At 71.3% G+C, this 23569-nt stretch carries 18 protein-coding genes and 2 pseudogenes; 7 read left to right on the top strand and 13 right to left on the bottom strand.

The genetic code is table 11. The features are described from left to right. Positions 1-69: 69 nt before the first annotated feature. Positions 70-993 carry an O-antigen ligase family protein gene (locus ACWD3C_RS10790; RefSeq protein WP_451142268.1) on the bottom strand — a complete coding sequence of 308 codons (924 nt, stop codon included), beginning with the start codon at positions 991-993 and terminating at the stop codon, positions 70-72. A 363-nt stretch (positions 994-1356) separates the two neighbouring features. On the opposite strand from ACWD3C_RS10790, the gene lnt reads away from it, so the two are divergent. From lnt to ACWD3C_RS10775, 3 genes are all read left to right on the top strand, one after another. Beyond that, positions 1357-2970: an apolipoprotein N-acyltransferase gene (gene lnt, locus ACWD3C_RS10785; RefSeq protein ID WP_451142266.1), complete on the top strand. Its 1614-nt coding sequence runs from the start codon at positions 1357-1359 to the stop codon at positions 2968-2970. Between the two features lie 69 nt (positions 2971-3039). Next, positions 3040-3513: an NUDIX hydrolase gene (locus ACWD3C_RS10780; protein ID WP_451142264.1), complete on the top strand. Its 474-nt coding sequence runs from the start codon at positions 3040-3042 to the stop codon at positions 3511-3513. Between the two features lie 156 nt (positions 3514-3669). Beyond that, positions 3670-4971 (top strand): phytase, encoded by a 1302-nt coding sequence (locus tag ACWD3C_RS10775; RefSeq protein WP_451142262.1) that lies wholly within the window; start codon positions 3670-3672, stop codon positions 4969-4971. A gap of 33 nt (positions 4972-5004) precedes the next feature. Here the strand turns inward: ACWD3C_RS10775 and ACWD3C_RS10770 are convergent, their stop codons facing one another. The 4 genes and pseudogenes from ACWD3C_RS10770 to ACWD3C_RS10755 form a co-directional block, all read right to left on the bottom strand. Beyond that, positions 5005-6021, bottom strand: a complete 1017-nt coding sequence (locus ACWD3C_RS10770) for a LacI family DNA-binding transcriptional regulator (protein WP_451142260.1) — start codon at positions 6019-6021, stop codon at positions 5005-5007. A gap of 151 nt (positions 6022-6172) precedes the next feature. Continuing rightward, positions 6173-8261 (bottom strand): annotated as a pseudogene (gene fusA / locus ACWD3C_RS10765) (elongation factor G). A 467-nt stretch (positions 8262-8728) separates the two neighbouring features. Then, positions 8729-10201, bottom strand: a complete 1473-nt coding sequence (locus tag ACWD3C_RS10760; RefSeq protein ID WP_451142290.1) for an alginate lyase family protein — start codon at positions 10199-10201, stop codon at positions 8729-8731. A 171-nt stretch (positions 10202-10372) separates the two neighbouring features. Further along, complete coding sequence (locus ACWD3C_RS10755; RefSeq protein WP_451142258.1) at positions 10373-11662, bottom strand: alpha-L-fucosidase; 1290 nt, start codon at positions 11660-11662, stop codon at positions 10373-10375. Between the two features lie 111 nt (positions 11663-11773). On the opposite strand from ACWD3C_RS10755, the gene ACWD3C_RS10750 reads away from it, so the two are divergent. Further along, entirely contained in the window at positions 11774-12256 is a 483-nt protein-coding gene (locus ACWD3C_RS10750) for a hypothetical protein (protein WP_451142256.1), read from the top strand. A gap of 202 nt (positions 12257-12458) precedes the next feature. After that, on the top strand, positions 12459-12866 hold the full coding sequence (locus tag ACWD3C_RS10745; protein ID WP_451142254.1) for an SseB family protein: 408 nt from the start codon (positions 12459-12461) through the stop codon (positions 12864-12866). Positions 12867-12896: 30 nt separating this feature from the next. Here the strand turns inward: ACWD3C_RS10745 and ACWD3C_RS10740 are convergent, their stop codons facing one another. The 8 genes from ACWD3C_RS10740 to ACWD3C_RS10705 form a co-directional block, all read right to left on the bottom strand. Further along, positions 12897-13292, bottom strand: a complete 396-nt coding sequence (locus tag ACWD3C_RS10740; RefSeq protein WP_451142252.1) for a MarR family winged helix-turn-helix transcriptional regulator — start codon at positions 13290-13292, stop codon at positions 12897-12899. Positions 13293-13362: 70 nt separating this feature from the next. Continuing rightward, entirely contained in the window at positions 13363-13716 is a 354-nt protein-coding gene (locus ACWD3C_RS10735; RefSeq protein ID WP_451142250.1) for a VOC family protein, read from the bottom strand. Positions 13717-13930: 214 nt separating this feature from the next. After that, complete coding sequence (locus ACWD3C_RS10730; RefSeq protein ID WP_451142248.1) at positions 13931-14578, bottom strand: DUF305 domain-containing protein; 648 nt, start codon at positions 14576-14578, stop codon at positions 13931-13933. A gap of 99 nt (positions 14579-14677) precedes the next feature. Beyond that, positions 14678-14866 carry a hypothetical protein gene (locus ACWD3C_RS10725; RefSeq protein ID WP_451142246.1) on the bottom strand — a complete coding sequence of 63 codons (189 nt, stop codon included), beginning with the start codon at positions 14864-14866 and terminating at the stop codon, positions 14678-14680. Positions 14867-15212: 346 nt separating this feature from the next. Further along, positions 15213-16244 (bottom strand): LacI family DNA-binding transcriptional regulator, encoded by a 1032-nt coding sequence (locus tag ACWD3C_RS10720; protein ID WP_451142244.1) that lies wholly within the window; start codon positions 16242-16244, stop codon positions 15213-15215. Next, the gene (locus ACWD3C_RS10715; protein ID WP_451142242.1) at positions 16241-17146 is read right to left on the bottom strand and encodes a carbohydrate ABC transporter permease; all 906 of its coding nucleotides are present in this window, start codon (positions 17144-17146) and stop codon (positions 16241-16243) included. Before ACWD3C_RS10715 ends, ACWD3C_RS10720 begins: the two co-directional genes overlap by 4 nt. Beyond that, a complete protein-coding gene (locus tag ACWD3C_RS10710; RefSeq protein WP_451142240.1) occupies positions 17143-18129 on the bottom strand; it encodes a carbohydrate ABC transporter permease in 987 nt (328 codons plus the stop codon). The genes ACWD3C_RS10715 and ACWD3C_RS10710 overlap by 4 nt, the downstream gene beginning before the upstream one ends. Further along, a complete protein-coding gene (locus ACWD3C_RS10705) occupies positions 18126-19448 on the bottom strand; it encodes an ABC transporter substrate-binding protein (RefSeq protein ID WP_451142238.1) in 1323 nt (440 codons plus the stop codon). Before ACWD3C_RS10705 ends, ACWD3C_RS10710 begins: the two co-directional genes overlap by 4 nt. Before the next feature lie 204 nt (positions 19449-19652). Between ACWD3C_RS10705 and ACWD3C_RS10700 the strand changes: the two genes are divergently transcribed. Both ACWD3C_RS10700 and ACWD3C_RS10695 read left to right on the top strand, forming a co-directional pair. After that, positions 19653-21674: a beta-galactosidase gene (locus ACWD3C_RS10700; protein WP_451142236.1), complete on the top strand. Its 2022-nt coding sequence runs from the start codon at positions 19653-19655 to the stop codon at positions 21672-21674. A 247-nt stretch (positions 21675-21921) separates the two neighbouring features. Continuing rightward, a pseudogene (locus ACWD3C_RS10695) lies at positions 21922-23470 on the top strand (glycoside hydrolase family 53 protein). Positions 23471-23569 lie beyond the last annotated feature (99 nt).

The raw sequence follows: 23569 nt of genomic DNA, 5'->3' as shown, positions 1-23569 counted from the left end.
GCCCGCGTCGCCGAAACCATTCCTTGGTCCATCCTGGAAAGTTATCCCGAAATGACCAAGCGTGGCCCATCAATCAAGAAGCAGCTTCCGACCCGCCGTCACCGTCGTGAAACTCAGCGCGTTGCCGACCACGGCGACGGCCGCCAGAGCGGTCAGGGCCGCGCCCGCGGTGAGCGTGACCTGCGTGGAGCGGGGGCTGCGCCACAGCGCGTAGAGCACCCAGCAGAACACCGCCGCGAGCAGGACCACGCCGACGACGCCCTGCTCGGCCGCCTGCTGCAACGGTGCGGAGTGAGGCTTGCCGTCGGTCGGCAGCGACTGGGCGACCGTCGCGCTGAGCTCCCCGAAACGGCCGGGCCCCACGCCGAGCGCCGGGTCCCGGTGCACCATGTCGAGGGCGTCGCGCCACAGCAGGACCCGCTGCGGGGAGAGCCAGCCCTCCAAAGAGGCGGTGAGCCCGGCCGGCAGGACGTCCTCGGCGATCGCCCAGCTCGCCCCGGTCACCAGGGCCGTGGCGAGCGCGAGCCCCGCGAGCCCCGGGCCACGGCGCGGCATCCGGGCGGCGGCCAGCGAGCACAGCAGCACTCCGGCGCAGGCGACGAGCCCCGTCATCGAGCCCAGGAAGCCCGCGGTCACCGCGACTCCGGCGGCCAGCAGCCGCAGCGCGAACCGCAGGCCCGGCGGGCGGGCCGCCCAGGCCGCACAGTACGCGGCTCCCGCCGACAGGGCCAGCAGCGCGGCGGTCGCGCCGGTGTGGCCGAGCGGGGAGACCAGGGGCGAGCCCGCGACGGTGTGCGGAGCGGCGAGCGCGAGGCCGAGGCCGGCCAGCGCGGCGGCACACGGCGCGGCCACCGGCAGCAGCGCCCCGCAGATCCGTCCCGCGGCACAACCGGCGGCCACGGCGAGCACCGCAAGGAGCACGCCCTCCGGGCGGCCGCCGCGCCCGGCCGCCGTGATCAACGACCAGCCCGCACAGGCTCCGAGCACGAACACACCCGTGACATCCGGAACGCCGCGTCTCTCACCCGCGGCCGCCGAACCGGCCGCGGACTCCGTTCCCCTGGACCCCACCCCGTCGCCCCCCCCGATTGTGACGGGCCCCGACGGTCGTGGCAGCCTTCGGCCGCACGTCAGTGGCTCGGGCACACGGTAACGGGTGATGCGCCGGTTTGTGGATGAGTTGGGCAGGAACGTTGCGGCAGATGTGCGGGAGGGCGGTCGGGTCCCGTACCGCGGGTGCGCTGCCGGGCCCTGGACCGCGGGTGCGCTGTCGCGCCCTGGACCGCGGGCGCGCTGCCGGCCCCCCGGACCGACCGCCCTGTCGGCGCGCCGGTCACGCGCCGTACACTTCCCGGGGTGACCGTCACCGCAACTCCCGTAGGCGAGCCGGAGCAGCTCGACCCCCAGGCCACGCCCCTGTCGCGCGCGGCCCGATGGGCGCGGCGGCTCCTTCCGGCCGCCGCCGCGGCGCTCTCCGGAGTGCTGCTGTACGCCAGTTTCCCGCCGCGCACCCTGTGGTGGCTGGCCCTGCCGGCCTTCGCGGTCTTCGGCTGGGTCCTGCACGGGCGTACCTGGCGCGCGGGTCTCGGACTCGGTTACCTCTTCGGCCTCGGGTTCCTGCTGCCGTTGCTCGTGTGGACCGGCGTGGAGGTCGGTCCCGGGCCGTGGCTGGCGCTCGTCGTCATCGAGGCGGTGTTCGTCGCCCTCGTCGGGGCCGGTGTCGCCGTGGTCTCGCGGCTGCCGGGATGGCCGGTGTGGGCGGCGGCCCTGTGGATCGCGGGCGAGGCGGCACGAGCGCGTGCGCCGTTCAACGGCTTCCCCTGGGGCAAGATCGCCTTCGGGCAGGCGGACGGCGTGTTCCTGCCGCTCGCCGCGCTGGGCGGCACCCCGGTGCTCGGCTTCGCCGTGGTGCTGTGCGGATTCGGGCTGTACGAGCTCGTGCGCCTGGCCGTGGACGCGCGGCACACCGGCGCTCTACGCCGGGCAGCGGCGGCCGTGGCGGCACTGAGCGTGGCCGTTCCCGTCGTGGGCGCGCTCGCGGCCCGCACCCTGGTGAGCGACCGGGCCGAGGACGGCACCGCGACCGTGGCCGTCATCCAGGGCAACGTCCCGCGCGCGGGGCTCGACTTCAACTCCCAGCGCCGCGCCGTGCTCGACTACCACGCGCGCGAGACCGAGCGGCTGGCCGCCCAGGTCAAGGCCGGCGAGGCCGACCAGCCGGACTTCGTGCTGTGGCCGGAGAACTCCTCCGACATCGACCCGTACACCAACGCCGACGCCTACGCCGTGATCGACGCCGCCGCCAAGGCGATCGGCGCCCCCATCTCCGTCGGCGGTGTCGTCCTGCGGGACGGCAAGCTCTACAACGAGCAGATCCTGTGGGACCCGGAGACGGGCCCGGCCGACACGTACGACAAGCGGCAGATCCAGCCCTTCGGCGAGTACCTCCCGCTGCGGTCCCTGATCGGCGCGATCAACAGCGAGTGGACGTCGATGGTCCGCCAGGACTTCAGCCGTGGCAGCGAGCCCGGTGTGTTCACCCTGGACGGCACCCGGGTCGGCCTCGTCACCTGTTACGAGGCCGCGTTCGACTGGGCCGTGCGGGACGCCGTGGCCGACGGCGCGCAGATGATCTCGGTCCCGAGCAACAACGCGACGTTCGACCGCAGCGAGATGACCTACCAGCAGCTCGCCATGTCCCGGGTCCGCGCCGTCGAGCACAGCCGCACCGTCACCGTGCCGGTGACCAGCGGGGTCAGCGCCGTGATTCTGCCGGACGGGACGATCACCCAGCGCACCGGGATGTTCGTCGCCGACTCGCTGGTCCAGAAGGTCCCCCTGCGCTCCTCCGAGACCCCGGCCACACGGCTCGGCGTACTGCCCGAGGTCCTGCTGCTGCTCGTCGCGGCGGGCGGGCTCGGCTGGGCGGTGACTTCGGTATTGCGCGGGCGACGCGCCGGTGACGTGTAGCCGTACGCCGGTCGTATGCGCCCCCGAAAGCCACCGGGGCGGCGGAACCGGGCCGTTAGGGTCGGGCGCATGGCAACTCCTGACTTCATCCGCACCCTCCGGGCCTCCGCCGGACATCAGCTGCTCTGGCTTCCTGGAGTGACCGCCATCGTCTTCGACGACGAGGGCCGAGTGCTGCTGGGCCGCCGCTCCGACACCCGCGGGTGGGCGCTGATCGGCGGCATTCCGGAGCCGGGGGAGCAGCCGGCGGTCTGCGCCGTACGGGAGGTCTTCGAGGAGACCGCGGTCCGGTGCGAGGTCGAACGCGTCGTACTCGTCCAGGCCAACGAGCCGGTGACGTACGCCAACGGCGACCGCTGCCAGTACATGGACGTCACCTTCCGCTGCCGGGCCGTCGGCGGCGAGGCGTGCGTCAACGACGACGAGTCGCTGGAGGTCGGCTGGTTCGCGGTGGACGCGCTGCCCGACCTGAACGAGTTCGGCCGGTTCCGGATCAAGCAGGCGCTGACCGACGCGCCGACGTGGTTCGACGCCATGGTCTGACGGCGAGGCACGGGCGCCGGGCGCATCGGCCGGAGCGGGGTGCTTATGCAGTGTTCATGCCATGTCTGCCTTCTGGTGGGTGTTCTCGACGAGGGATCTTCACGCACGGCGGACAGGCTGTGAGTACACCCGACCATGAGCCGAAGGAGCTTCCGCGTGCCGAAGTCCCGTATCCGCCGGTCCAACGTCCTCGCCGTGACGTCCTCGCTGGTGGCGCTCGCCGTGACGCTGCCCGCGCAGGCACACGCGTCCGGCGTCCTGCCCGCGGTCACGCCCCGGGCCGAGACGCCGGCGCTGTACGACGACGAGGCGGGCGGCAACGCCGACGCGGACGACCCGGCGATCTGGCGCAACGCCGCGAACCCGGGGCGGAGCCTGGTCATCGCCACGGCGAAGGAGGACGGCCTGCGCGTGTACGACCTCGCCGCCCGGCAGATCCAGGCCGTCGCCGCCCCGGCCGGGCCGACGCCCGACGACGCCCCCGGCCGCTTCAACAACGTCGACCTCGTCCACCGACTGCGGCTGTCCACCGGCCGGGCGGACCTGGCGGTGACCAGCGACCGCGGCAACGACCGGCTGCGGTTCTACCGCATCGACCGCGACCGGCCGGGCGGCCCGCTCACCGACGTCACCGCCCCAGCGGTACCGCCCGTCTTCTCCGCGGATCAGGAAGAGATCAACGAGCAGCGCACCGCCTACGGCCTGGCCACCTGGACCGACCGCTCCAGCGGCCGCGCGTACGCGCTCGTCAGCCGGCGCGATACCACCAGCGTCGCGCTCCTCGAACTCGTCCCCGGCCGCTCCGGCACCGTCACCTACCGCACGATCCGCACGCTCGACCTGCCGTCCTCCTTCCGTCTGCCCGACGGTACGTCCTGGACGCCGTGCGAGGAGCCGGGCGAACTGCCGCAGGTGGAGGGCATGGTGGTCGACCCCGCCAACGGCACGCTCTACGCCGGCCAGGAGGACGTCGGCATCTGGCGGCTGCGCGCCGACCTCACCGGTACCCCCGAACTGATCGACAAGGTCCGCGAGTACGGGGTGCCCGGTACCTACGACGAGACGACCGAGGAGTGTGCCCCGGGCGCCGACCCCGGCTTCGGCGGGACCCGGCTCACGGCGGACGTCGAGGGCCTCACCCTGATCACCGAGGCCCGCGGCGACGGATACCTCCTCGCCTCCAGCCAGGGCGACAACACCTTCGCCGCGTACGACCGCGAGCTCGACGACGACAACGAGTACGAGGGCGGCTTCCGGGTCACCGCAGCCTCTGCGACCCTGGACGGCTCGGAGGAGTGCGACGGCGCGGCGGCGCTCAACGCCCCGCTCGGCGCCCGCTACCCGCACGGCCTGCTGGTCGTCCAGGACGGCGACGCCACGCCGGAGAGCGACGGACGCCCCGCCACCGGCTTCAAGTTCGTGGACCTCGCGGACGTGATGGACGCGCTGGACGACTGACCGGCGCACGGCCGTGCGGAAGAAGCGCCGGCCTCAGGTGGACTCCCGTACGACGAGATGGGGTGTGAAGACCACCTTCCGCTCCGGGACCGCCTGCCGGGCGAGCCGGGCGATCATCAGGCGGGCCGTCTCCTGGCCCATCCGCTCGATGGGCTGGTGGATGGAGGTGAGCGGGGGATGGGCGTGGACGGCGACCGAGGAGTCGTCGAAGCCCACGACCGCGACATCGTCCGGAACGCGTCGCCCGGACTCCGCCAGGACGTCCAGCGCGCCGGCGGCCATGAGGTCGTTGGCGGCGAACACGGCGTCCACCTCGGGGGCCCGCGCGAGGAGGTGGCGCATGGCGGTGACGCCCGAGTCGCGGGTGAAGTCGCCGTGCGCGACCGGGCCCTGGGACAGACCCGCCTCGGCGAGGGGGCCGCGGAAACCGGTCCAGCGGTCGACACCGGCCTGGATGCCCAGCGGGCCGGTGATCACCGCGATCCGGCGCCGGCCGCGTTCGAGCAGATGATGAGCGGCACGTCGTCCGCCGTCGGTGTTGTCGAGGTCGACGCTGAAGTCCGGTGTGTAGCCGGTGGGCGCCCCCATCATGACCGTGGGCATACCGCACGCGTCGAGCGTCCGGGGCAGGGGATCGTTCTCGTGCAGTGAGCTGAGCAGGACACCGTCGACATGACGTGCCGTCAGAAAGGCCGTCAGGCGAGCGTGTTCCTGCTGGGAGTGGGCTATGGCCAGAAGCAACTGGATGCCCTCGGCGGCGAGGGTCGCCGTGGCGCTGCGGACGAGAGGCGAGTAGAACGGGTCGTCCCAGAAGCCCCGTTCCTCGGTCACGGCCACCACGAACGCGACGGTGTCCGTGCGCTGCCGCACCAGCGCGCGGGCGGCCTGGTTCGGTACGTAGCCCAACTCCGCGACGGCGCGCAGCACCGCCTCGCGGGAAGCCTCGCTTACGGGCCCGGAGTCGTTGATGACGCGTGAGGCCGTGCCCCGGCCGACGCCCGCCCGCGCCGCGACGGCCTCCAGCGTCGGCCTCGGACTGCGCCGCTCCATGAACCAGCCCCCATCTCACGATCAACTTGTGGCTCTATATTTTAGGCAACCTTCCTGAAAGATAAGCCCGTTTCTGGGCAACACCACATCCGGCGGGCCGCAGGGCGCCCGGGACGTCCCCGCCCCGTCCGGGGCGGGGACGTCGTCATGGTTACCGGTTCAGCAGGGCCAGGGACACCGCCGCCGGTACGAGGGCGTACCCGGCGGGCCGGGTGGTGAACGTTCCTCTGCCCTGCGTGCGGCTGCGCAACCGGGTCGCGTAGCCGAAGAGTTCGGCCAGCGGCACGGTCGCCGTGACCACGGTCGTGCCGGCCCGCGCGGTCGAGCCCGAGACCCGGCCGCGCCGTGCCGCCAGGTCACCGAGCACCCCGCCCACGGCGTCGTCGGGCACGGAGACCGTGACCTCGGCCACCGGTTCCAGAAGCGCGGGCACGCAGGCGCGCAGCGCTTCCCGGAGCCCGAGCCGGCCCGCCGTGCGGAACGCCATCTCCGAGGAGTCCTTGGAATGGGTCGCCCCGTCGGTCAGCGTGACCCGCAGCCCGGTCACCGGATGGCCGCCGAGGGGACCCTCGGCCAGCGCGTCCCGGCAGCCCGCCTCCACCGCGCGGACGTACTCCCGCGGCACCCGGCCGCCCACCACGGCCGACCGGAACACGAACTCACCGGCCGAGCCCGCCGCGATCTCCAACGGCTCGACGTCCAGGACGACATGGGCGAACTGGCCCGCGCCGCCGTCCTGTTTGACGTGCCGGTACACCAGCCCGGACACCCCACGCACGACCGTCTCGCGATACGCCACCCGCGGCCGGCCGACGGCGACCTCCAGCCCCTGGTCGCGGCGGAGCTTCTCCACCGCCACGTCGAGGTGCAGCTCGCCCAGGCCCGACAGCACGGTCTGGCCCGTCTCCGGTTCGGCCCGCACCACCAGCGACGGGTCCTCCTCGACCAGCCGGGCGAGTGCGGAGGCCAGCCGGTCCGTGTCGAGGCTCCGGCGGGCCTCGATCGCCACGGACACCACCGGCTCGGCCGCGGTGGGCTGTTCGAGGACCAGGGGCGCGTCGGGCGCGCACAGGGTCGTCCCCACGCGGGCGGCCTTCAGCCCGACCACGGCGACGATGTCCCCGGCCACCGCCAGGTCCGTCTCCGCGTGCCGGTCGGCCTGCACCCGCAGCATCCGGCCGACCCGCTCGGTCCGCCGTACGCCCGTGTCGAGCACCGTGTCCCCCTTCCGAAGCGTCCCCGAATACACCCGCAGACAGGTCAGCCGGCCCGTGGCGGTCGAGTTCACCTTGAAGACCAGCGCGGCGAACGGCGCCGCCGGATCGGCGGCCCGCTCCAGCACCGTGTCGCCCAACGTGCCGCGCACCGGCGGCACGTCGAGCGGCGACGGGAGGTACGCCACGACGGCCTCCAGCAGCGGTTCGATACCGCGGTCGCGGTACGCCGACCCGCACAGCACCACCACGCCCTCACCGCCGTGGGTGAGTTCGCGCAGCGCCGTGGCCAGCGTGCCCGCGGAGAGCGCCGAGTCCGCGCAGAACTCCTCCAGCGCGGCCGGGTGCAGCTCCGCCACCGTCTCTTCCAGTGCCCGGCGGCGCCGTTCCGCCTCCGCACGCAGCGCCTCGGGCACCGGACCCTCCTCGTACGTGTCACCGCCCGCGCCCCAGACCAGCGCACGCATGCGCACCAGGTCGACCACACCGGTGAACCCGTCCTCGCGCCCGATCGGCAGCTGGACCACCAGCGCAACCATGCCCAGCCGCTCCCGGATCGAGGCGACCGCCGCGTCGAGGTCGGCACCCGCGCGGTCCAGCTTGTTGACGAAGGCGATGCGCGGTACGCCGTGCCGGTCGGCCTCCCGCCACACCGCCTCGCTCTGCGGCTCGACCCCCGCCACGGCGTCGAACACCGCGATCGCCCCGTCGAGCACCCGCAGCGAGCGCGTCACCTCGTCGGAGAAGTCCACGTGGCCCGGCGTGTCGATGAGGTTGAGGCGGTGGCCGTCCCAGTCACAGCTCACCGCCGCGGCGAAGATGGGTGATGCCACGGTCGCGTTCCTGCGGGTCGAAGTCGGTGACGGTCGTGCCGTCGTGCACTTCGCCCCGCTTGTGGGTCGCGCCGGTGAGGTAGAGGATCCGCTCGGTCACCGTCGTCTTGCCGGCGTCCACATGGGCGAGGATGCCGAGATTCCGTACGGCGACGAGGGGAACGGTGGGACGGGGTTGCGGGTTCGTGCGCACGGCCCGTGGCCTGTCGTCAGGCTTTCGTCAGAGACGAGAGGATCGAGAAGAGGGCAGCGCGATTCCGCGACGAAGGACGGAGGACGAACAGGGCGTGGCGCGGGCGGTCGGAACGCCTGGCGCGGGCTCGGGTTCACTCCGCGCGCGGCGCGGGCGTGCCGAGGCAGGCTCGGACGCCCGCGCCGCCGGGTGCGGGAGGGTGTTCGTCGCGGTCGTCCGGTGACGGCCGCGCAGCCGGCACCGGGTCTACGAAGACACGAGGATCACGTCGTACCGTGCGCGGGGGACGACGACCGCGGTGCGGTACCGCACAGCCGGGCTCCCCTCGTTCGTCACACGGATGGAAGCGCGCCGCGCTCTGCGGGCGGCGCGCACGGCGAGTGCAGGGAGACCGGCTCCGTCCCGGCATCAGGTTTTTCGACGCCTGCCGGGACGGAGGCCGGGCTACTCCACCGCGCGGCGCCTGGCTACTCCGCCCCGCGGCGGGCGGCGGCCTGTCCGCGGCGGCGGAGCAGGAGGAGGCCGCCGGCGACGGCGGTGATGCCGGTCGCGGCGGTCCACAGGGGCAGCTCGGAGGAACCGGTGGCGGCCAAGTCCCCGTCCCGCCCGCCCTGCGAGCTCGGGGAAGGGTCCGCGGCGGGGGACGCGGCGGCCGAAGCCGGGTCCGACGGCGTTTCCGAAGGCGTGCCGGACGCCGCGGCGGACGCCGAAGCCGACGGGCTCGGCGACGTGGCCTCGACCACCGCCTTGTCCCGGGTGAACGCCAGCGTGCCGAAGCCGAGCTGGTCGTAGCCGCCGCTGTTGGGGCCGTAGTCACCACCGCCGCCCTCGGGGGCCGACTTGGCCGCGATCTGCGTGAGGTACGAGGCGGACAGGCCCTGGCGCTTGGTGTAATGGTTGGCGATCATGGCCCAGATCGGGCGGGTCATCGCCGGGTCGACGGCCGCGGCCGCGGTCGCGGTCTCCGTCCCCGACCAGCCCTCGACAGCCCCCTTCTCCCGGGTGTTGGCGGTGTACGGCACATACCCGCCCATGCTCCACTTGGCCACGTACTGCGCGCCCTTGAGGAACCGGTTGTCGTCGTAGCCGTACAGGTCGATGCCCTGGTTCCAGGCCATCTCGCAGAAGGTGCCCATCAGGCCGACGCCGAGCAGCGCGTGCCCCTGGTCGCGCCCGGCCTCCAGCCACTCGGCGAGCCCGTCGTCGCGCACGACCGGGATGGCGTTCTTGACGGAGCCCAGGCCCTCGCCGTGCTTGAAGTACTCGACGGCGCGCTCGACTATGGCCTTGTCGTCGCAGAAGATGCCGGTGGCCAGGACGCAGGCCATGTTGCACAGGTCCCAGTTCGGCCAGTAGTTGGTGACGACCGCGCCGTTGTGGCGGACGAGGAAGTCCTCGCTGAGCGGGTAGAAGACGTCGAGCATCATCTTCTGGAACCGCTCCAGCTCGAAGCTGTCGTGGTCGCGGACGAGTTCGGCGGCGTTGGCGAACTGGTAGCCGTACAGCCCCGCCGCCAGGAACCGGTCCGCGCTGCCCTTCAGGCTGGTCAGCGTGGCCGACCAGGCGTTGAGGATCTCCACGGCGGTGTCCGCGTGCGCGGTGTCGCCGCTGACGTGGGAGCGCAGGGCGTTCTGGTAGGCGGCGTGGATGTCGTTGTAGAGGGTCCGGTAGTTCTGCGGGGAGCCGTTTCCCCGGTACACCGTGGCCTGCGGGTTGGCCTTCCGGTCGCTCTGCGCGTGCCGGTTGGCGGTCAGCTTGGCGAAGCCGGCCGTGTAGGGGGCGGCGCCCGCCGTCACCTTCGCCGCCATGCGGTCGAGGCCGGCCCGGGTGTGCAGCAGCCCGGGGTGTGCGAAGGCCGGCTCCGCGGCCGTGGCGGGTGCGGCCGCCGTCCCGATGCCGATACCGACCGCGCCGCTCGCCACTCCCGCGGCCTTCAACATGCTCCGGCGGCTGATCTGAGGTGTCACTGCGTCGTTCCTCGCACTCTCGTGGGTGGACGGTGCCTACGCACGGGAGACGGCGGAGGGGGACGCCGATAACAGAAAACGAGCGGCACCGATCTTGCGGTGCCGCTCGGGTGATGCCTCGGCGCCGGGGCGCCTCCTGAGGGCTCAGTCCCGTCCCGCCCCCCGGTACAGATCCAGCTCTCCGTCCAGCTCGACGGCCAGGACGGTCGCGTACGCGTCGAGATCGGCCTCGCCGGGCGCGTCGATCCAGGTCACGCCGGGTACGTGGTCGAGGCCGCCCGTGACGTGGTGGCGCAGTTGTGTGCCGGTGCCCACGACCGTCACCCGCTCGACACGGTTGCGCAGCCCGCGCACCGAGACGGCCTCACGCGGCACGTCGAAGCACATCAGGTACAGCGTGCGCCGGTCGGCCGAGAGAGTGCTCGGGCCGTAGTGGTGCCCGGCGGGCAGCCCAGCGGCCGTGCCGTAGACGGCGTCGGCGTGCCGTGCGATCCACGTGCCGAGGCCCTCCAGACGCTCGACCTGCTCGGCTGGGATCGTCCCGTCCTCCTTCGGGCCGACGTCGAGGAGCAGATTGCCGCCCATGGCGATGGTCTCGGTGAAGTAGCGGACCAGCTGCCGCACCGACTTGTAGTCGTCGTCCCGGGGCTGGTACCCCCAGGAGTCGTTGATCGTCAGGCACAACTCCCAGGGCCCGTCCGGCGTTTGGAGCGGCGCGCCCTGCTCGGGGGTGGCGTAGTCGCCGCGGCTGAGCATGCGGGCGTTGAGGACGGTGTCCGGGCTGCCCGCGAGGATCAGCTCGGCCAGCTCCCCGATCCGCCACTGCTCCTCGGTGCGCTCCCACTCGCCGTCGAACCACAGCAGGTCGGGGCGGAACCGGTCGACCAGCTCACCGACCTGCCCGTCGCGGTACGCGAGATAGCGCGCCCAGGCCTCCGGGTCCTCCTTGCCGGGCTCGGCGTGGGAGTAGGGGTTGGCGTCGTTGCCGCCCGGATGGGTCTCCGGCCACGCCTCGATGCCGGGGTGGCGCAGGCTCGCGTAGTCGGGGTGGTTCCAGTCGGAATGCGAGTAGTACAGGCCCACCTTGAGGCCGTGCTCACGCAGCGCGTCGACGTACCCGGTGAGCAGGTCGCGGCCTGCCGGGGTGTGCCGGACCACGTTCAGGTCGCCGTGCGCGGTGTCCCACAGGGCGACGCCGTCGTGGTGGCGGGCGGTGAGCACCGCGTACCGGGCGCCCACGCGGGCGAACAGCCCGGCCCAGGCGCGGGGGTCGTACGCCGCCGCCGTGAAGCCGTCGAGCTGTTTCATGTACCGCTCGTGCGGAACCTCGCCGGTGTAGAAGGACCAGGACTCCGGCACTCCGTCCACGGCGTAGATGCCGTAGTGGATGAAGACGCCCAGCTTGGCGTCGGGGAACCAGGGTTGCATCGGCATGCGCCCACGCTAAGCACGCACCGGTGACGGACGCGTGGGCAGCGGTCACCATCACTGGTTCATTTTCACCCTGTGCACCCGCCGGCAGGCGCATCCCTCGTATCGGCGCACTTGGCCTTATCCGGCACGGCGTACGCGGCCGCCGACGAATACGCGCGGATCCTCGCCGAACGCCCGCTGAGCACCGACCCCGGCCGCACTCGCGCCGAACTCCACGACTGCCAGAGGCACTTGGGCGAGGCGCTGGGCGCGATCCACACCGCCGAGGCGGCGCTCCAGCGCAACGCCGAGGACTGGATGGAGGCCTGCCGCCGCAATGTGACCGGCGAGGAGGCGTTCACCGACGTCGTCGACAACCGCCTCGCGATCGTCTTCCAGATGGCCGGGCGCATGGCCTACGACGTCCTCCACGGCAGCCTCTTCCGCACGGCGGGCTCCCGCCACGCCCGCGACGGACAGCGGATGCAGCGCTACTTCCGCGACGCGGCCACGTACCTGACGCATGTCGGCGCGTCCATGGCCGAGCCGCTCGCCCGGCGCGTCGGCTGCGACCGCCTGGGGCTGCCGTCCAAGGACATCCCGCTGATCCCCTGAATCATCGGTGACTCCGTGAAACGTTGGGTGACCTCGTGAAACGTCGGGTGATTCGCTGAACCGTCGAATCATCGAGGACGGCTCCGAACCCCCGTGTTCAGGAATGCTCCGGCCCTGGACGGGTACGCGAGTTGCGACGCGCCCGGGACGGATCTTGTTGGGGATCTTGTCCCGGGCGGCCGCAACTACCCCGGGATCTGCCATGGACACACCCTCGAACAACAACGCGCCCCAGGCCGTGACACCGGCGCAGGAGGCGCTGAACACCCTCGCCCAGGACACCGGGGACACGGCCGCACTGGACACGCTGGCCGGTAGCGAGGTGCTCGTCCCGGTGCCGGACGACGCCAGCGACGAGGAAGCCACCGACCCCGCCGCCGTGGCGCTGCCCGTTCTGGAGCAGCCGGGCGGCGAGCAGGTGGTGCCGGTGTTCACGTCGGAGCTGGAGATGGCCGGACTGCTGCCGTTCGTCTCCCGCTACCGTCTCGTGCCGCTGGGCGCCCTGGCCTCCCAGTGGCCGGAGGGAGACCTGTCGCTCACCATAGACGCCAGTTCACCGCACGGCCTGACGCTCAACTCGGAGGGAGTACGCACCCTGCTGGCGCGCTGACACCGGACGGGTTCGTCCGCCGTCCCCGCGTCAGCCGTCCAGCATGCGGGCGAGGACGGCGCGCTGCAGAGGGAGGACCGCGGTGTGCAGGTCACGGCCCTTCCGGGTGAGGGCCACCCACACCCCGCGCCGGTCTTCCTGGCAGACCGAGCGCTCCACCAGGCCGTCCTTTTCCAGGCGGCCGATGAGCCGGGACAGGGCACTCTGGCTGAGGTGGACCCGGTCGGCGATGTTCTGTACCCGGCACTGCTGACCGGACTCCGCGGCGGCGGCCTCGGACGCGAGGATGTCGAGCACCTCGAAATCGCTGGCGCCCAGGCCGTGCGGATGCAGCGCGCGATCGATCTCGCACATCGTGCGCGCGTGCACCGCGAGGATGTCCCGCCACTGCTCCTCGAGCCGGGCATCGGCCGTGTTCGCTGCCATACCTGCACGGTAACAGAGGTCCGGCCCTTAATTGAGTGTGCAACTAGTGCGGTTGCATCTACGGTCGTGCCTACTCGGCGGCGGTGTCCTGCAGGAGCCCGATCAGATTCCCGTCCGCGTCCTTCACCGATGCGATCAGCCTGCCGCCACCGACGTCGTGCACGTTCTGCAGCGGCTCCGCACCCGCGCCGAGCAGGGCCGCCAGGGTGGCCCGGATGTCCGCCACGTGCCAGTACGGAACGGGCCCGGTCATGCCCTTCGCGTGACCGTTGGGGTCCAGCCCGACGTCCTGCCCCGCGTCCTTGAACCCGACGTAGTACGCCGAGTCCGCGTACGGCTCGCTCCCCAGCAACTCACCGAACAGGGCCTTTGCCCGGTCGAGATCCTTGACGGGGTAAATGATCGTCTTCAGGCCGGCGGTCATGGCGTACTCCTCCGTGGTCGTGTCGTACCGGCGGGCTTTCACCGGTGCCTTCACGCTAGGGCGCGGGAGCGGCGGGCCGCTTCTCAGATCCTGACCGGTTGCCGCGCACCGGCCGTGCCGATGTCCGTCGCCGCCGGGGTCGGCACGGGGCCTTCGGCATGAGGGGGAACGCCCGGGGCGAGGACGTACGGGGCCTCGCCCCGGGCGTTGTGCCTCACAGCCGGTCGAGGATGCTCCGGAGCTGCGTGACCTCGGCGGACTGGGTCGTGACGATGGCGTCGGCCATCTTCTTGACGTCGGCGTTCGAGCCGTTCCGCCGCTCGTCCTCGGCCATGGTGATCGCGCCGTTGTGGTGCTCGATCATCATCTCCGCGAACATCTTGTCGAACTCCTTGCCCTTCATGGCCATGAGCTCTTTCATGTCCGCGTCGGACATCATGCCGTCGCCACCGTGGTCCATGCCGGGCATGGACTCCATCGTGGCCGGCTGGTTCCAGGACTCCAGCCAGCCCGTCATCGTCCGGATCTCGGGGTCCTGGGCCTTCTCGATCTCCGCGGCGATGTCCTTGAGCTCCGCGTCGGAGGCCCGGCCGTCGGCCGTCCGGGCCATCTCCAGGGCCTGCTCGTGGTGCGGGATCATCATCTGCGCGAACGCCACGTCCGCGTCGTTGAAGTCCCCGGACTCGGCGCCGGCGCCGGCGGCCGCGGAGTCGGTCGCGGCGGCCGAGCTGCTGTCACCGGCGCCCGAGTCGGCGCTGTCACCGCCGCAGGCGGCGAGCAGGAGGGCTCCGGCGGCCAATGACGCCGACGGCCGCGATACGGCGAGCGGACGTGCGGCGCGGGGCGCGCGTGAAGAAGACATGCTGAATCCACCTCGTACTGTCAGTTGTCGCGTGTTCTTGGGCGTACGTCGATGACGCGGGACCGCGCGTGCGTGCGCGCCCGCGGGAGGGCGTACGGCCTATATCCGCAGAACCGACAGCTGGGTGAGATCAGGACCGCGCGGCGGTGGATCGGGGCGCCGAACGACGGGCCCCGGCGCGAGGAGGCCGAGCGTCCGGTCCGTGCGACGGGCCAGCGCCGCACGGACGAGCACGACGACGAGCAGCAGATGCCTGAGGGCACCTCCTGCTCGCTGAAGCCGGCTCATGCTCACCGGGCAGCGTCTCTGATTGGCTTAGGGATCCCCCGTGTTGCTCAGGGATGTGAGCCAGTCGCCTTCGTGCCCTGGTGCTGAACAGCGGAAGCCGTCAGCCCTCGTGGCCCGTCCCTCCGGACGCTGGTCGGTGAGCTCTCGCGACCTCACCGAGGAGGGTGCCCGACGTCGCCTGGGCGCCGGGCGTGCGCGTGGCGTTCTGTCACGGGATCGCTACGGATCGCTAATCCAATTGGTGAGCCTCCGTGGGTTGTGCGGCTCCTGTGCGGCGCGTACGCCGATGCTATGCCAGGAGATACGGAGCCACCTCCGGAGGGTGTTCAACCGTATGCGCGGGGAATCAGGTCGAGTCCCGCCGTACCAGCTCGGTCGGGAGGATCACCGCCGCCGGGTCCTCGCCGCCGATCTGCGCCAGCAGCACCCGCACCATCTCGTTGCTGATGCGGTCCCACGGCTGGCGGATCGTGGTGAGGGCGGGGCTGGCGGCCGTGGCGGCGGGGGAGTCGTCGAAGCCGCCCACGGCGACGTCCTCGGGGACCCGGCGCCCGGCGCGGTGCAGCGCGGTCAGCACGCCCTGCGCCATCAGGTCGGAGGCGACGAACACCGCGTCCATGTCCGGGGCCTGCGCCAGCAGCCGCCCGGCGCCCGCCTCACCGCTGGCCCGGCTGTAGTCGCCGGAGACGATGAGGCGGTCGTCGATGGTGAGGCCCGCCTCGGTGAGCACCTCGCGATAGCCCGCGAGCCGCTCCACACCGCCGGGGGTGTCCAGGGGACCGGTGACCACGCCGACGCGGCGGCGGCCCAGCGACAGCAGATGGCGCACCATGTCACGGGCGCCGTCGCGGTCGTCCGCCGCCACGTAACTCACCTTGGAGCCGAGGCCGATGGGCTTGCCGCACGCGACGAGCGGCACCCCCGCCTCGCGCAGTTCCTCGGCGACCGGGTCGCCGGAGTGGCTGGAGACCAGCAGGACCCCGTCGACGTGCCCGGCCGTGATGTACCGCGTGATGCGCCGCCGTTCGTCCTCGGTGCCCGCCAGCATCAGCAGCAGCGGGGTGTCGTGCGCGGCCAGCGCCTGGGTGCAACCGCGCAGCAGGACATTGAAGTTGGGGTCCTCGAAGAACCTCTCCTGCGGTTCGGTCAGCAGGAAGCCGATCGAGTCGGAGCGGCCGGTGATCAGCGAGCGGGCGTGCCGGTTCACGACATAACCCGTCCTGCGGATGGCCGCGTTGACCGCCTCCTGCGCCGCCGGGCTGACGTAGTGGCCGCCGTTGAGCACGCGCGAGACGGTGCCACGGGAGACTCCCGCCTCGCGCGCCACATCGTGAATCGTCGGCGGCCTGCGCCGGCCCCCCGTGTTGCTCATGGTCATGACTTTACGGCTCCGGAGAGCAGATCGAGGCTCCAGAAGCGCTGGATGACCAGGAAGAGCGCGATCAGCGGGATCACCGCGAGCAGCGCGCCGGTGATCACCAGGGTGTAGAGCGCCGGGGTGTTGGCGCCCTGTTCGAGGAGCGTGAACAGGCCCAGGGTGATCGGGAACTTCTCGTCGTCGCTGAGCATGATGTACGGCAGCAGGAAGTTGTTCCAGACGGCGACGAACTGGAACAGGAAGACCGTGACCAGCCCCGGCACCATCATCGGCAGCGCGATCCGGGTGAAGATCCGCCACTCGCTCGCCCCGTCCATCCGCCCGGCCTCGACCACGTCACCGGGGACCGCGGCAGCGGCGTAGATCCGGGACAGGTACACGCCGTACGGCGACAGGACCAGCGGGAGCAGCACGGACCAGTACGAGTCGGTCAGGTCCACCTTGGCCAGCAGCAGGTACTGCGGTATCGCGAGGATGACCGGCGGCATCAGTACGCCCGCCATCAGGATGTTGAAGACACTCTCGCGGCCCCGGAAGCGGTAGATCGCCAGCGCGTAGCCGCTGATCGCGGAGACGGCCGTCGACAACAGCGCGCCGAGGCCCGCGTAGAGGGCGGAGTTGCCCATCCACGTCCAGTAGACGCCGTCGCGGTAGGCGTTGAGCTCGGACAGGTTGTCCGCGAAGCCGGTGCCCGGCAGGAAGGTGAAGGTGGAGAACAGCTCGCTGCCCGACTTGGTGGCCGCGATCACCACCCAGGCGACGGGCAGCAGACAGTAGATCGCGCCCAGCAGCAGGGTGAGCGTCGGGACGAGGGCGATCCGGCGGCGCAGCGGCGGGCCCTGCGCGGTGCCGGGCGTGGTGCCCGCGGCCGGTGCGGCCTTGCGGACGGCAAGAGAACTCATCGTGCGGCTCCTTGACTGCCGTCCCGCTTGTTCCGGGAGTTCGCGGCCCGCAGGAAGCCGAAGGACAACACGAGCGTGGCGATGGCGATGATCACGGCGCCCGCGGCGGCCGCGTAGATGTCGCCCTTGCCGAAGGCGTCCTGGTACACCTTCATCAGCGGACTCCAGGTCGTGGAGACGGAGTTGGTGAGGGGCTTGAGGGTGGTCGGCTCGCTGAACACCTGGAGCGTGGCGATGATCGAGAAGAAGAAGGTCAGCACCAGCGAGGGCGCCACCATCGGGATCTTGATCCGCAGCGCGATCTGCAGCGGGGTGGCGCCGTCCAGCTTGGCCGCCTCGTACACCTCGGCGGGGATCGCCTGAAGCGACGTGTAGATGACGATCATGTTGAACCCGGTGCCGCCCCAGACCGCGATGTTCGACAGCGCCCCGTACAGGCCCCCGCCGTCCAGCAGGTCCGGCTGCGGCAGGCCCAGCTTGTCGAGCACGAAGTAGAAGGGGCTGACGTCCGGCAGATACAGAAAGCCCCACAGCAGCGCCGCCACGACGCCGGGGATGGCGTACGGCAGGAAGATCGCGAGCCGGGTGACGGGGGCGAGCCGGACCTTGTCGCTGTCCAGCATCAGCGCGAAGACCAGCGCCAGGCCGAGCATCACCGGGACCACGATCGCGCCGTAGCCGAGGACGCGCAGTGCGCCGTCCAGCAGCTCGGAGTCGGTCAGGGCGTCGGCGTAGTTCTCGAAGCCCGCCCACACTTCTTGCCGGGCGCCCGCCCCCAGGCCCAGGCCCTTGACCTCGACCTTGTGGAGGCTGAGCCAGACCGCGTAGCCGATGGGCAGGGCGAAGAAGAGGGCGAAGAGGATGGTCGCGGGAAGGAGGAAAAAGTAGGGGGCGCCTCGCGCTCGTTTGAGGGTGGTGGTGGGAGACGGGAGGGCGTACGGGGCCCCCTTGACCCCGTACGACTTCCGGCGTGCGCTGGTCACTCCGCGACCTCGAAGCCCTGCTTCTGAAGGTCGGCGACCGTGTCGTCCTGCATCGTCTTCAGGGCGGCACCGAAGTCCGACTTGTCCTTGGCGGCCTTGCCGAACGCGTCCTTGAACGTGGTGTAGGCGACGTTCACGTTCGGGCCCCACGCGGAGGGCGCGGTGGTCTCGGCGATCTTGGTGGCCTGGGCGTAGAAGTCCGGCTGGTTGGCGAAGTACGCCGGCGGCCCGGTGAACGCCTCGGAGGTCTGGGCGGTCGTGGCTGCCGGGTAGATGCCGCCCTCCTTCGCCAGCGCGGTCAGCGCGTCCGGGTCGGTGTTCAGCCAGGCGGCGAACTTGGCGGCGGCCTCCTTGTGGTCGGAGTCCGTGGTGACGGCCGTCGAGGAGCCGCCCCAGCTGCCGGTGACGTTCTCGCTGTCCGACCACTGCGGCAGCGGCGCCATCTTCCACTTGCCCTCGGTGTCGGGGGCCGCGCTGGTCAGTGTGCCGGGCGCCCAGACCGCGCTCACCCAGGCGATCTGCTCGCCGGTGTTGAGCGCCTTGTTCCAGGCCGGGGTGTACATCGGCTGGTTGTCGATGGCGCCCTCCTTGACGAGGCCGCCCCAGAAGTCGGCGACCTTCCGCGTGGCGGCGTCGTCGATGCCGACCTTCCAGGTGTCGCCCTCGGTGGTCCACCACCGGGCGCCCGCCTGCTGGGCGAGGCCCGCGAAGAGGCCGGAGTCGTTGGCGGAGAAGGTGGTGAGGTCCACGTCCGGCGCCTTCTTCTTCAGCGCGCGGGCGGTCTCGGCGAACTCGTCCCAGGTGGCCGGGACGGTCAGGCCGTACTCCTTGAAGAGGTCCTCGCGGTAGTAGAACATCATCGGCCCGATGTCCTGCGGTATCGCGTAGACCGCGTCCGTGCCGAGCGTCGTCTGCTGCCACACGCCCTCGGCGAACTTGCCCTCCGCGTCGCCGGACTCGCCCGAGATGTCGGCGACCGCGTCATTGCTGACCAGGGTCGGCAGTGCCTGGTACTCGGCCTGCACCAGGTCGGGTCCCTTGCCGGCCTTGTGCGCGGTGAGGATCTTGGTGACGAGGGTGTCGCCGGAGGCCTGCTTCTTCACCGTGACGGTGATCTGCTGCTCCTTGCCGGGACCCTCGTTCCACAGGTCCACGACCTTGTCCATGCCCGGCGTCCAGGTCCAGTACGTCAGATCGACGGGGCCGGACTGGGCCTCGCTGTCGTCGTCGGACGAGCCGCAGGCGGCGAGGGCGGTGGCGCCGAGCGTGACGGCGAGGGCGGTAGTCACGAGGCGGCGGTGCTTCGTGTTGGTGGGCATGGATCGTTCTCCCCTGACCTGGGTCCTCGCCTCTTGCGAAGACCTGCCGTGTCCCTGCGCGGCTCGCCGCGCTTCTGTGAGCGTTCACAGTAGAGAAACATCCAGGACACTTGTCAATGGTTGTTGCTGTGCGGTTATGTTGGGCTCACGCCGACAACGTTGTGTGTGCACGTTCCCAAATGATCGATTAAACGGGAGAGATCCATGCCGGAGACCACCCCCAAGGGCCTCACCCGGCTCGCCTTCGGTGGGGACTACAACCCCGAGCAGTGGCCGGAAACCGTCTGGCGCGAGGACGTCCGGCTCATGCGCGAGGCGGGCGTCACCATGGTGAGCGTCGGCATCTTCTCCTGGGCACTGCTGGAGCCCTCGCGCGGGGCGTACGACTTCGGCTGGCTCGACCGTCTGCTCGACCTGCTGTACGAGAACGGCATCCGCGCCGACCTCGGTACGCCGACCGTCGTACCGCCCGTCTGGTTCTACCGCGAGCACCCCGGGGCGCTGCCGGTGGCCGCCGACGGCACGCGCTACGAGTTCGGCTCCCGCGGCGCGATCTGTCACAGCAACGCCGACTACCGGGCCGCCGCCGCCGACATCACCACCCAACTCGCCACCCGCTACGCCGATCACCCGGCGCTCGCCCTCTGGCACGTGCACAACGAGTACGGCGTCCCGGTCTCCGCCTGCTACTGCGACTCCTGCGCCGCCCACTTCCGCCGCTGGCTCGCCCGGACGTACGGCACGGTCGACGCCCTCAACGAGGCCTGGGGCACGGCGTTCTGGGGCCAGCGCTACGCGGACTTCGAGCAGATCAACCCGCCGCGCGTGACGCCCACGGTCGGCAACCCGGGCCAGGCGCTGGACTACAAGCGGTTTGCCGACGCCACCATCCGCGAGAACTTCCGTAGGGAGCGGGACATCCTGCACCGCCTCTCGCCCGGCGTCCCGGTCACCACCAACTTCATGACCGCGCTCAGCCAGTGCGACTCCCTCGACTACTGGGCCTGGGGCCGCGAGGTCGACCTCGTCACCAACGACCACTACCTGATCACCGACGGCCGCCGCACCCACGTCAACCTCGCCATGGCCGCCGACCTCACCCGCTCCGTCGCGGGCGGCGCCCCCTGGCTGCTGCTCGAACACTCCACGTCCGGCGTCAACTGGCAGCCCCGCAACCCCGCCAAGGCCCCCGGCCAGATGGCCCGCAACTCCCTCACCCACGTGGCGCGCGGCTCCGAGGGCGCCCTGTTTTTCCAGTGGCGCCAGTCACGGCGCGGCGCCGAGAAGTTCCACTCGGCGATGCTCCCGCACGGCGGCACCGACACCCGGGTCTGGCGCGAGGTCGTCGAACTCGGCGCCTCCCTCGACTCGCTGGCCCCGATCCGCTCCACCCGCACTGTTGCCGACGTGGCCGTCCTGTGGGACTGGCACTCCTGGTGGGCGCAGAACCTCCAGTGGCGCCCCAGCGAGGACCACGACCCGCGCGAACGCGCCGACTCCTTCTACGAGGCCCTCTACGACCGCCACCTCACGGTCGACTTCGCCCACCCGGAAGCCGACTTGTCGGCCTATCCCCTTGTCGTCGTCCCCGCCCTGTACCTGATGACCGAGGCCGCCGGGCACAACCTCAAGGCGTACGTAGAGAACGGCGGCACCCTCGTCGTCTCGTACTTCTCCGGCATCGTCGACGAGCACGACGCCGTCCACGAGGGCGCGTACCCGGGCGCCCTGCGGGACGTCCTCGGACTGAACGTCGAGGAGTTCTCACCGCTGCTCGCCGGGGAGAGCGTCCGCGTCACCGGACCCGACGGCTGTGAACTCACCGGTGACGTCTGGACCGAGTTCGTGGTGCCGCGCGGCGCCGAGACCGTGTGGACGTACGCCGACGGACTCACCGCGGGCCACCCCGCCGTCACCCGGCACCGGCTCGGCGAGGGCTCCGCCTGGTATGTGTCGACCCGGCTCGACGCGCAGGGACTGGACGCCCTGCTCGGCCAGGCCGCCGACGACGCCCGGATCGCGCCGCGCGCCGATCTGCCGCGCGATGTCGAAGTGGTGCGCCGCACGGGCGAGTCGGGCACCTTCCTGTTCGCCGTCAACCACACCGCGCTCGACGCCAAGGTGCCGCTGGACGCGCACGGCACCGAGCTGCTGACCGGGGAGCGCGCCGCGGGCCGCCTGTCCGTGCCTGCCGGCGCCGTCCGGGTCGTACGACTCGACACCTGATCCGGGCGGCCGCACGCGGTGGCTCCCCCCCCGAGCCCCGTACTGCGACGGCCGCCCCCGCAGCCGTACGTCGTGACGGCTGCACCCGGCCCGCGGCTGTCCCCAGCCCCGGGCCACCACCCCCCGAACGTCGGCCGGAATTCCTGGGGGACGTCCGGCCGACCCTGGCGGCGCCGTGTCCAGGCCTTCGGGCACGGCGCCGCCGCACCCCCCCCCGCAAGTCCCCACCTTCGTCGAAGGGACGACGATGTTCCACGCGAGACGCTCACTCAAGGCCCTGCTGATACCGCTCTTCGCGGGCCTGGCACTCACCACCCTGCCCGCCACTTCGGCCCAGGCCGCCTCAACGCTCTCCAACGGCGGCTTCGAGTCGGACGGCACCGGGACCGCGACGCCGGCCGGCTGGTCGACGTACTCGGCGGGCGGCCAGAACGCCGCCTCCTTCACCGAGTCCGGTGGCCGCAGCGGCAGTTACCGTCTCTCCCACTGGTCGTCCTCGGCCTACAAGGTCGAGACCTACCAGTACCTGTCGGGGCTGACCAACGGCACCTACAAGCTCACCGCCTGGGTGCGCTCCGGCGGCGGGCAGAACTCCGCGTACATCGCGCTGCGGAACTGCGGCAGCGCCGAGCAGCGCACCGACATCCCGGTCTCCTCCAACGGCTGGATCCGGATCGTCACGTCCATCGCGGTGACGAACAACCAGTGCACGATCAGCATCAACTCCGATGCCAGGGCGGGCAACTGGATCAACGTCGACGACGTCACCTTCACATCGGGCTCGACGGGCCTGTCCATCAAGGGCTCCGACGTCTCGTCACTGGCCAAGAGCGAGGCGCTCGGAGGCGCCTACCGGTGGAGCTCCGGCTCGACCGGCGACGCGCTCGCCATCCTGAAGAACGCCGGGCAGAACTACGCGCGCCTGAAGGTCTGGGTGAACCCCGCCGACGGCTACAACAACAAGACGCGCGTGCTCGCGATGGCCAAGCGCATCAAGGCGCAGGGCATGAAGCTGCTGGTCGACTTCCACTACTCGGACACCTGGGCCGACCCGGGCCACCAGACCAAGCCCGCCGCCTGGGCCGGACACTCCTACAACCAGCTCAGGTCGGACGTCTACAACCACACGTACGACGTCCTGAACGCCCTCAAGGCGCAGGGCACCACGGCCGACATGGTCCAGGTCGGCAACGAGATCAACGGCGGCATGCTCTGGAACGAGGGCTCCACCGACAACTGGTCGCAGCTCGCCGGGCTGCTCAACTCCGGCTACGACGCGGTCAAGGCGGTCAACTCCGCTACGACCGTGGCGTTGCACCTCGCCGAGGGCGGCGATCTGTCCGGCACCCGCTGGTGGTTCGACAGCGCGGTCGCGGGCGGCGTGAAGTTCGACGTCATCGGCCTGTCGTTCTACCTTTGATCTTGCGCAGCGCTCCTCCGTTTACGGGGGGGGGAGGTGAAGCGCATCCTCGGCCTTGCGGTGCGGAGCACCGAACAGCATCACTCTGTAACGCATCTGGTACGCTCAGTGCACCGTCGGGGACGACAACCAAGTCCCCAACAACCCGAGTGAGTCCCGTACTTGCTCCAGCGGCCGGAAGGGTCGTCGTCGGACAGACATGACCTGTCAAACTCCCCGGAGCGATCCAGGGGAGAGTCTCCCGGATTCATCCGGGAGAGAACTTCAATGGGAGTCCACCTGGACCGCCGTGGGCGGCAACGGCTGGGAGAACCAGGCACTGTTCGGCTACGACGACCGGGCGCTGCCCGCGATGTCGTGGTTCAGCCACCGCTGACCTCGAAAGAGATGACCGACGAGGGCCCGGCCGCAACGGCGAGCGGGCCCTTTCCGCGGTCGTCCCCGAACACGTGCCCGGGACGGAGCACGGCCCGGT

The organism is Streptomyces sp. NPDC002845 (assembly GCF_053591955.1).
Note: the sequence above shows the minus strand (reverse complement) of the source record. Positions and strands in the feature narration are given on the sequence as shown.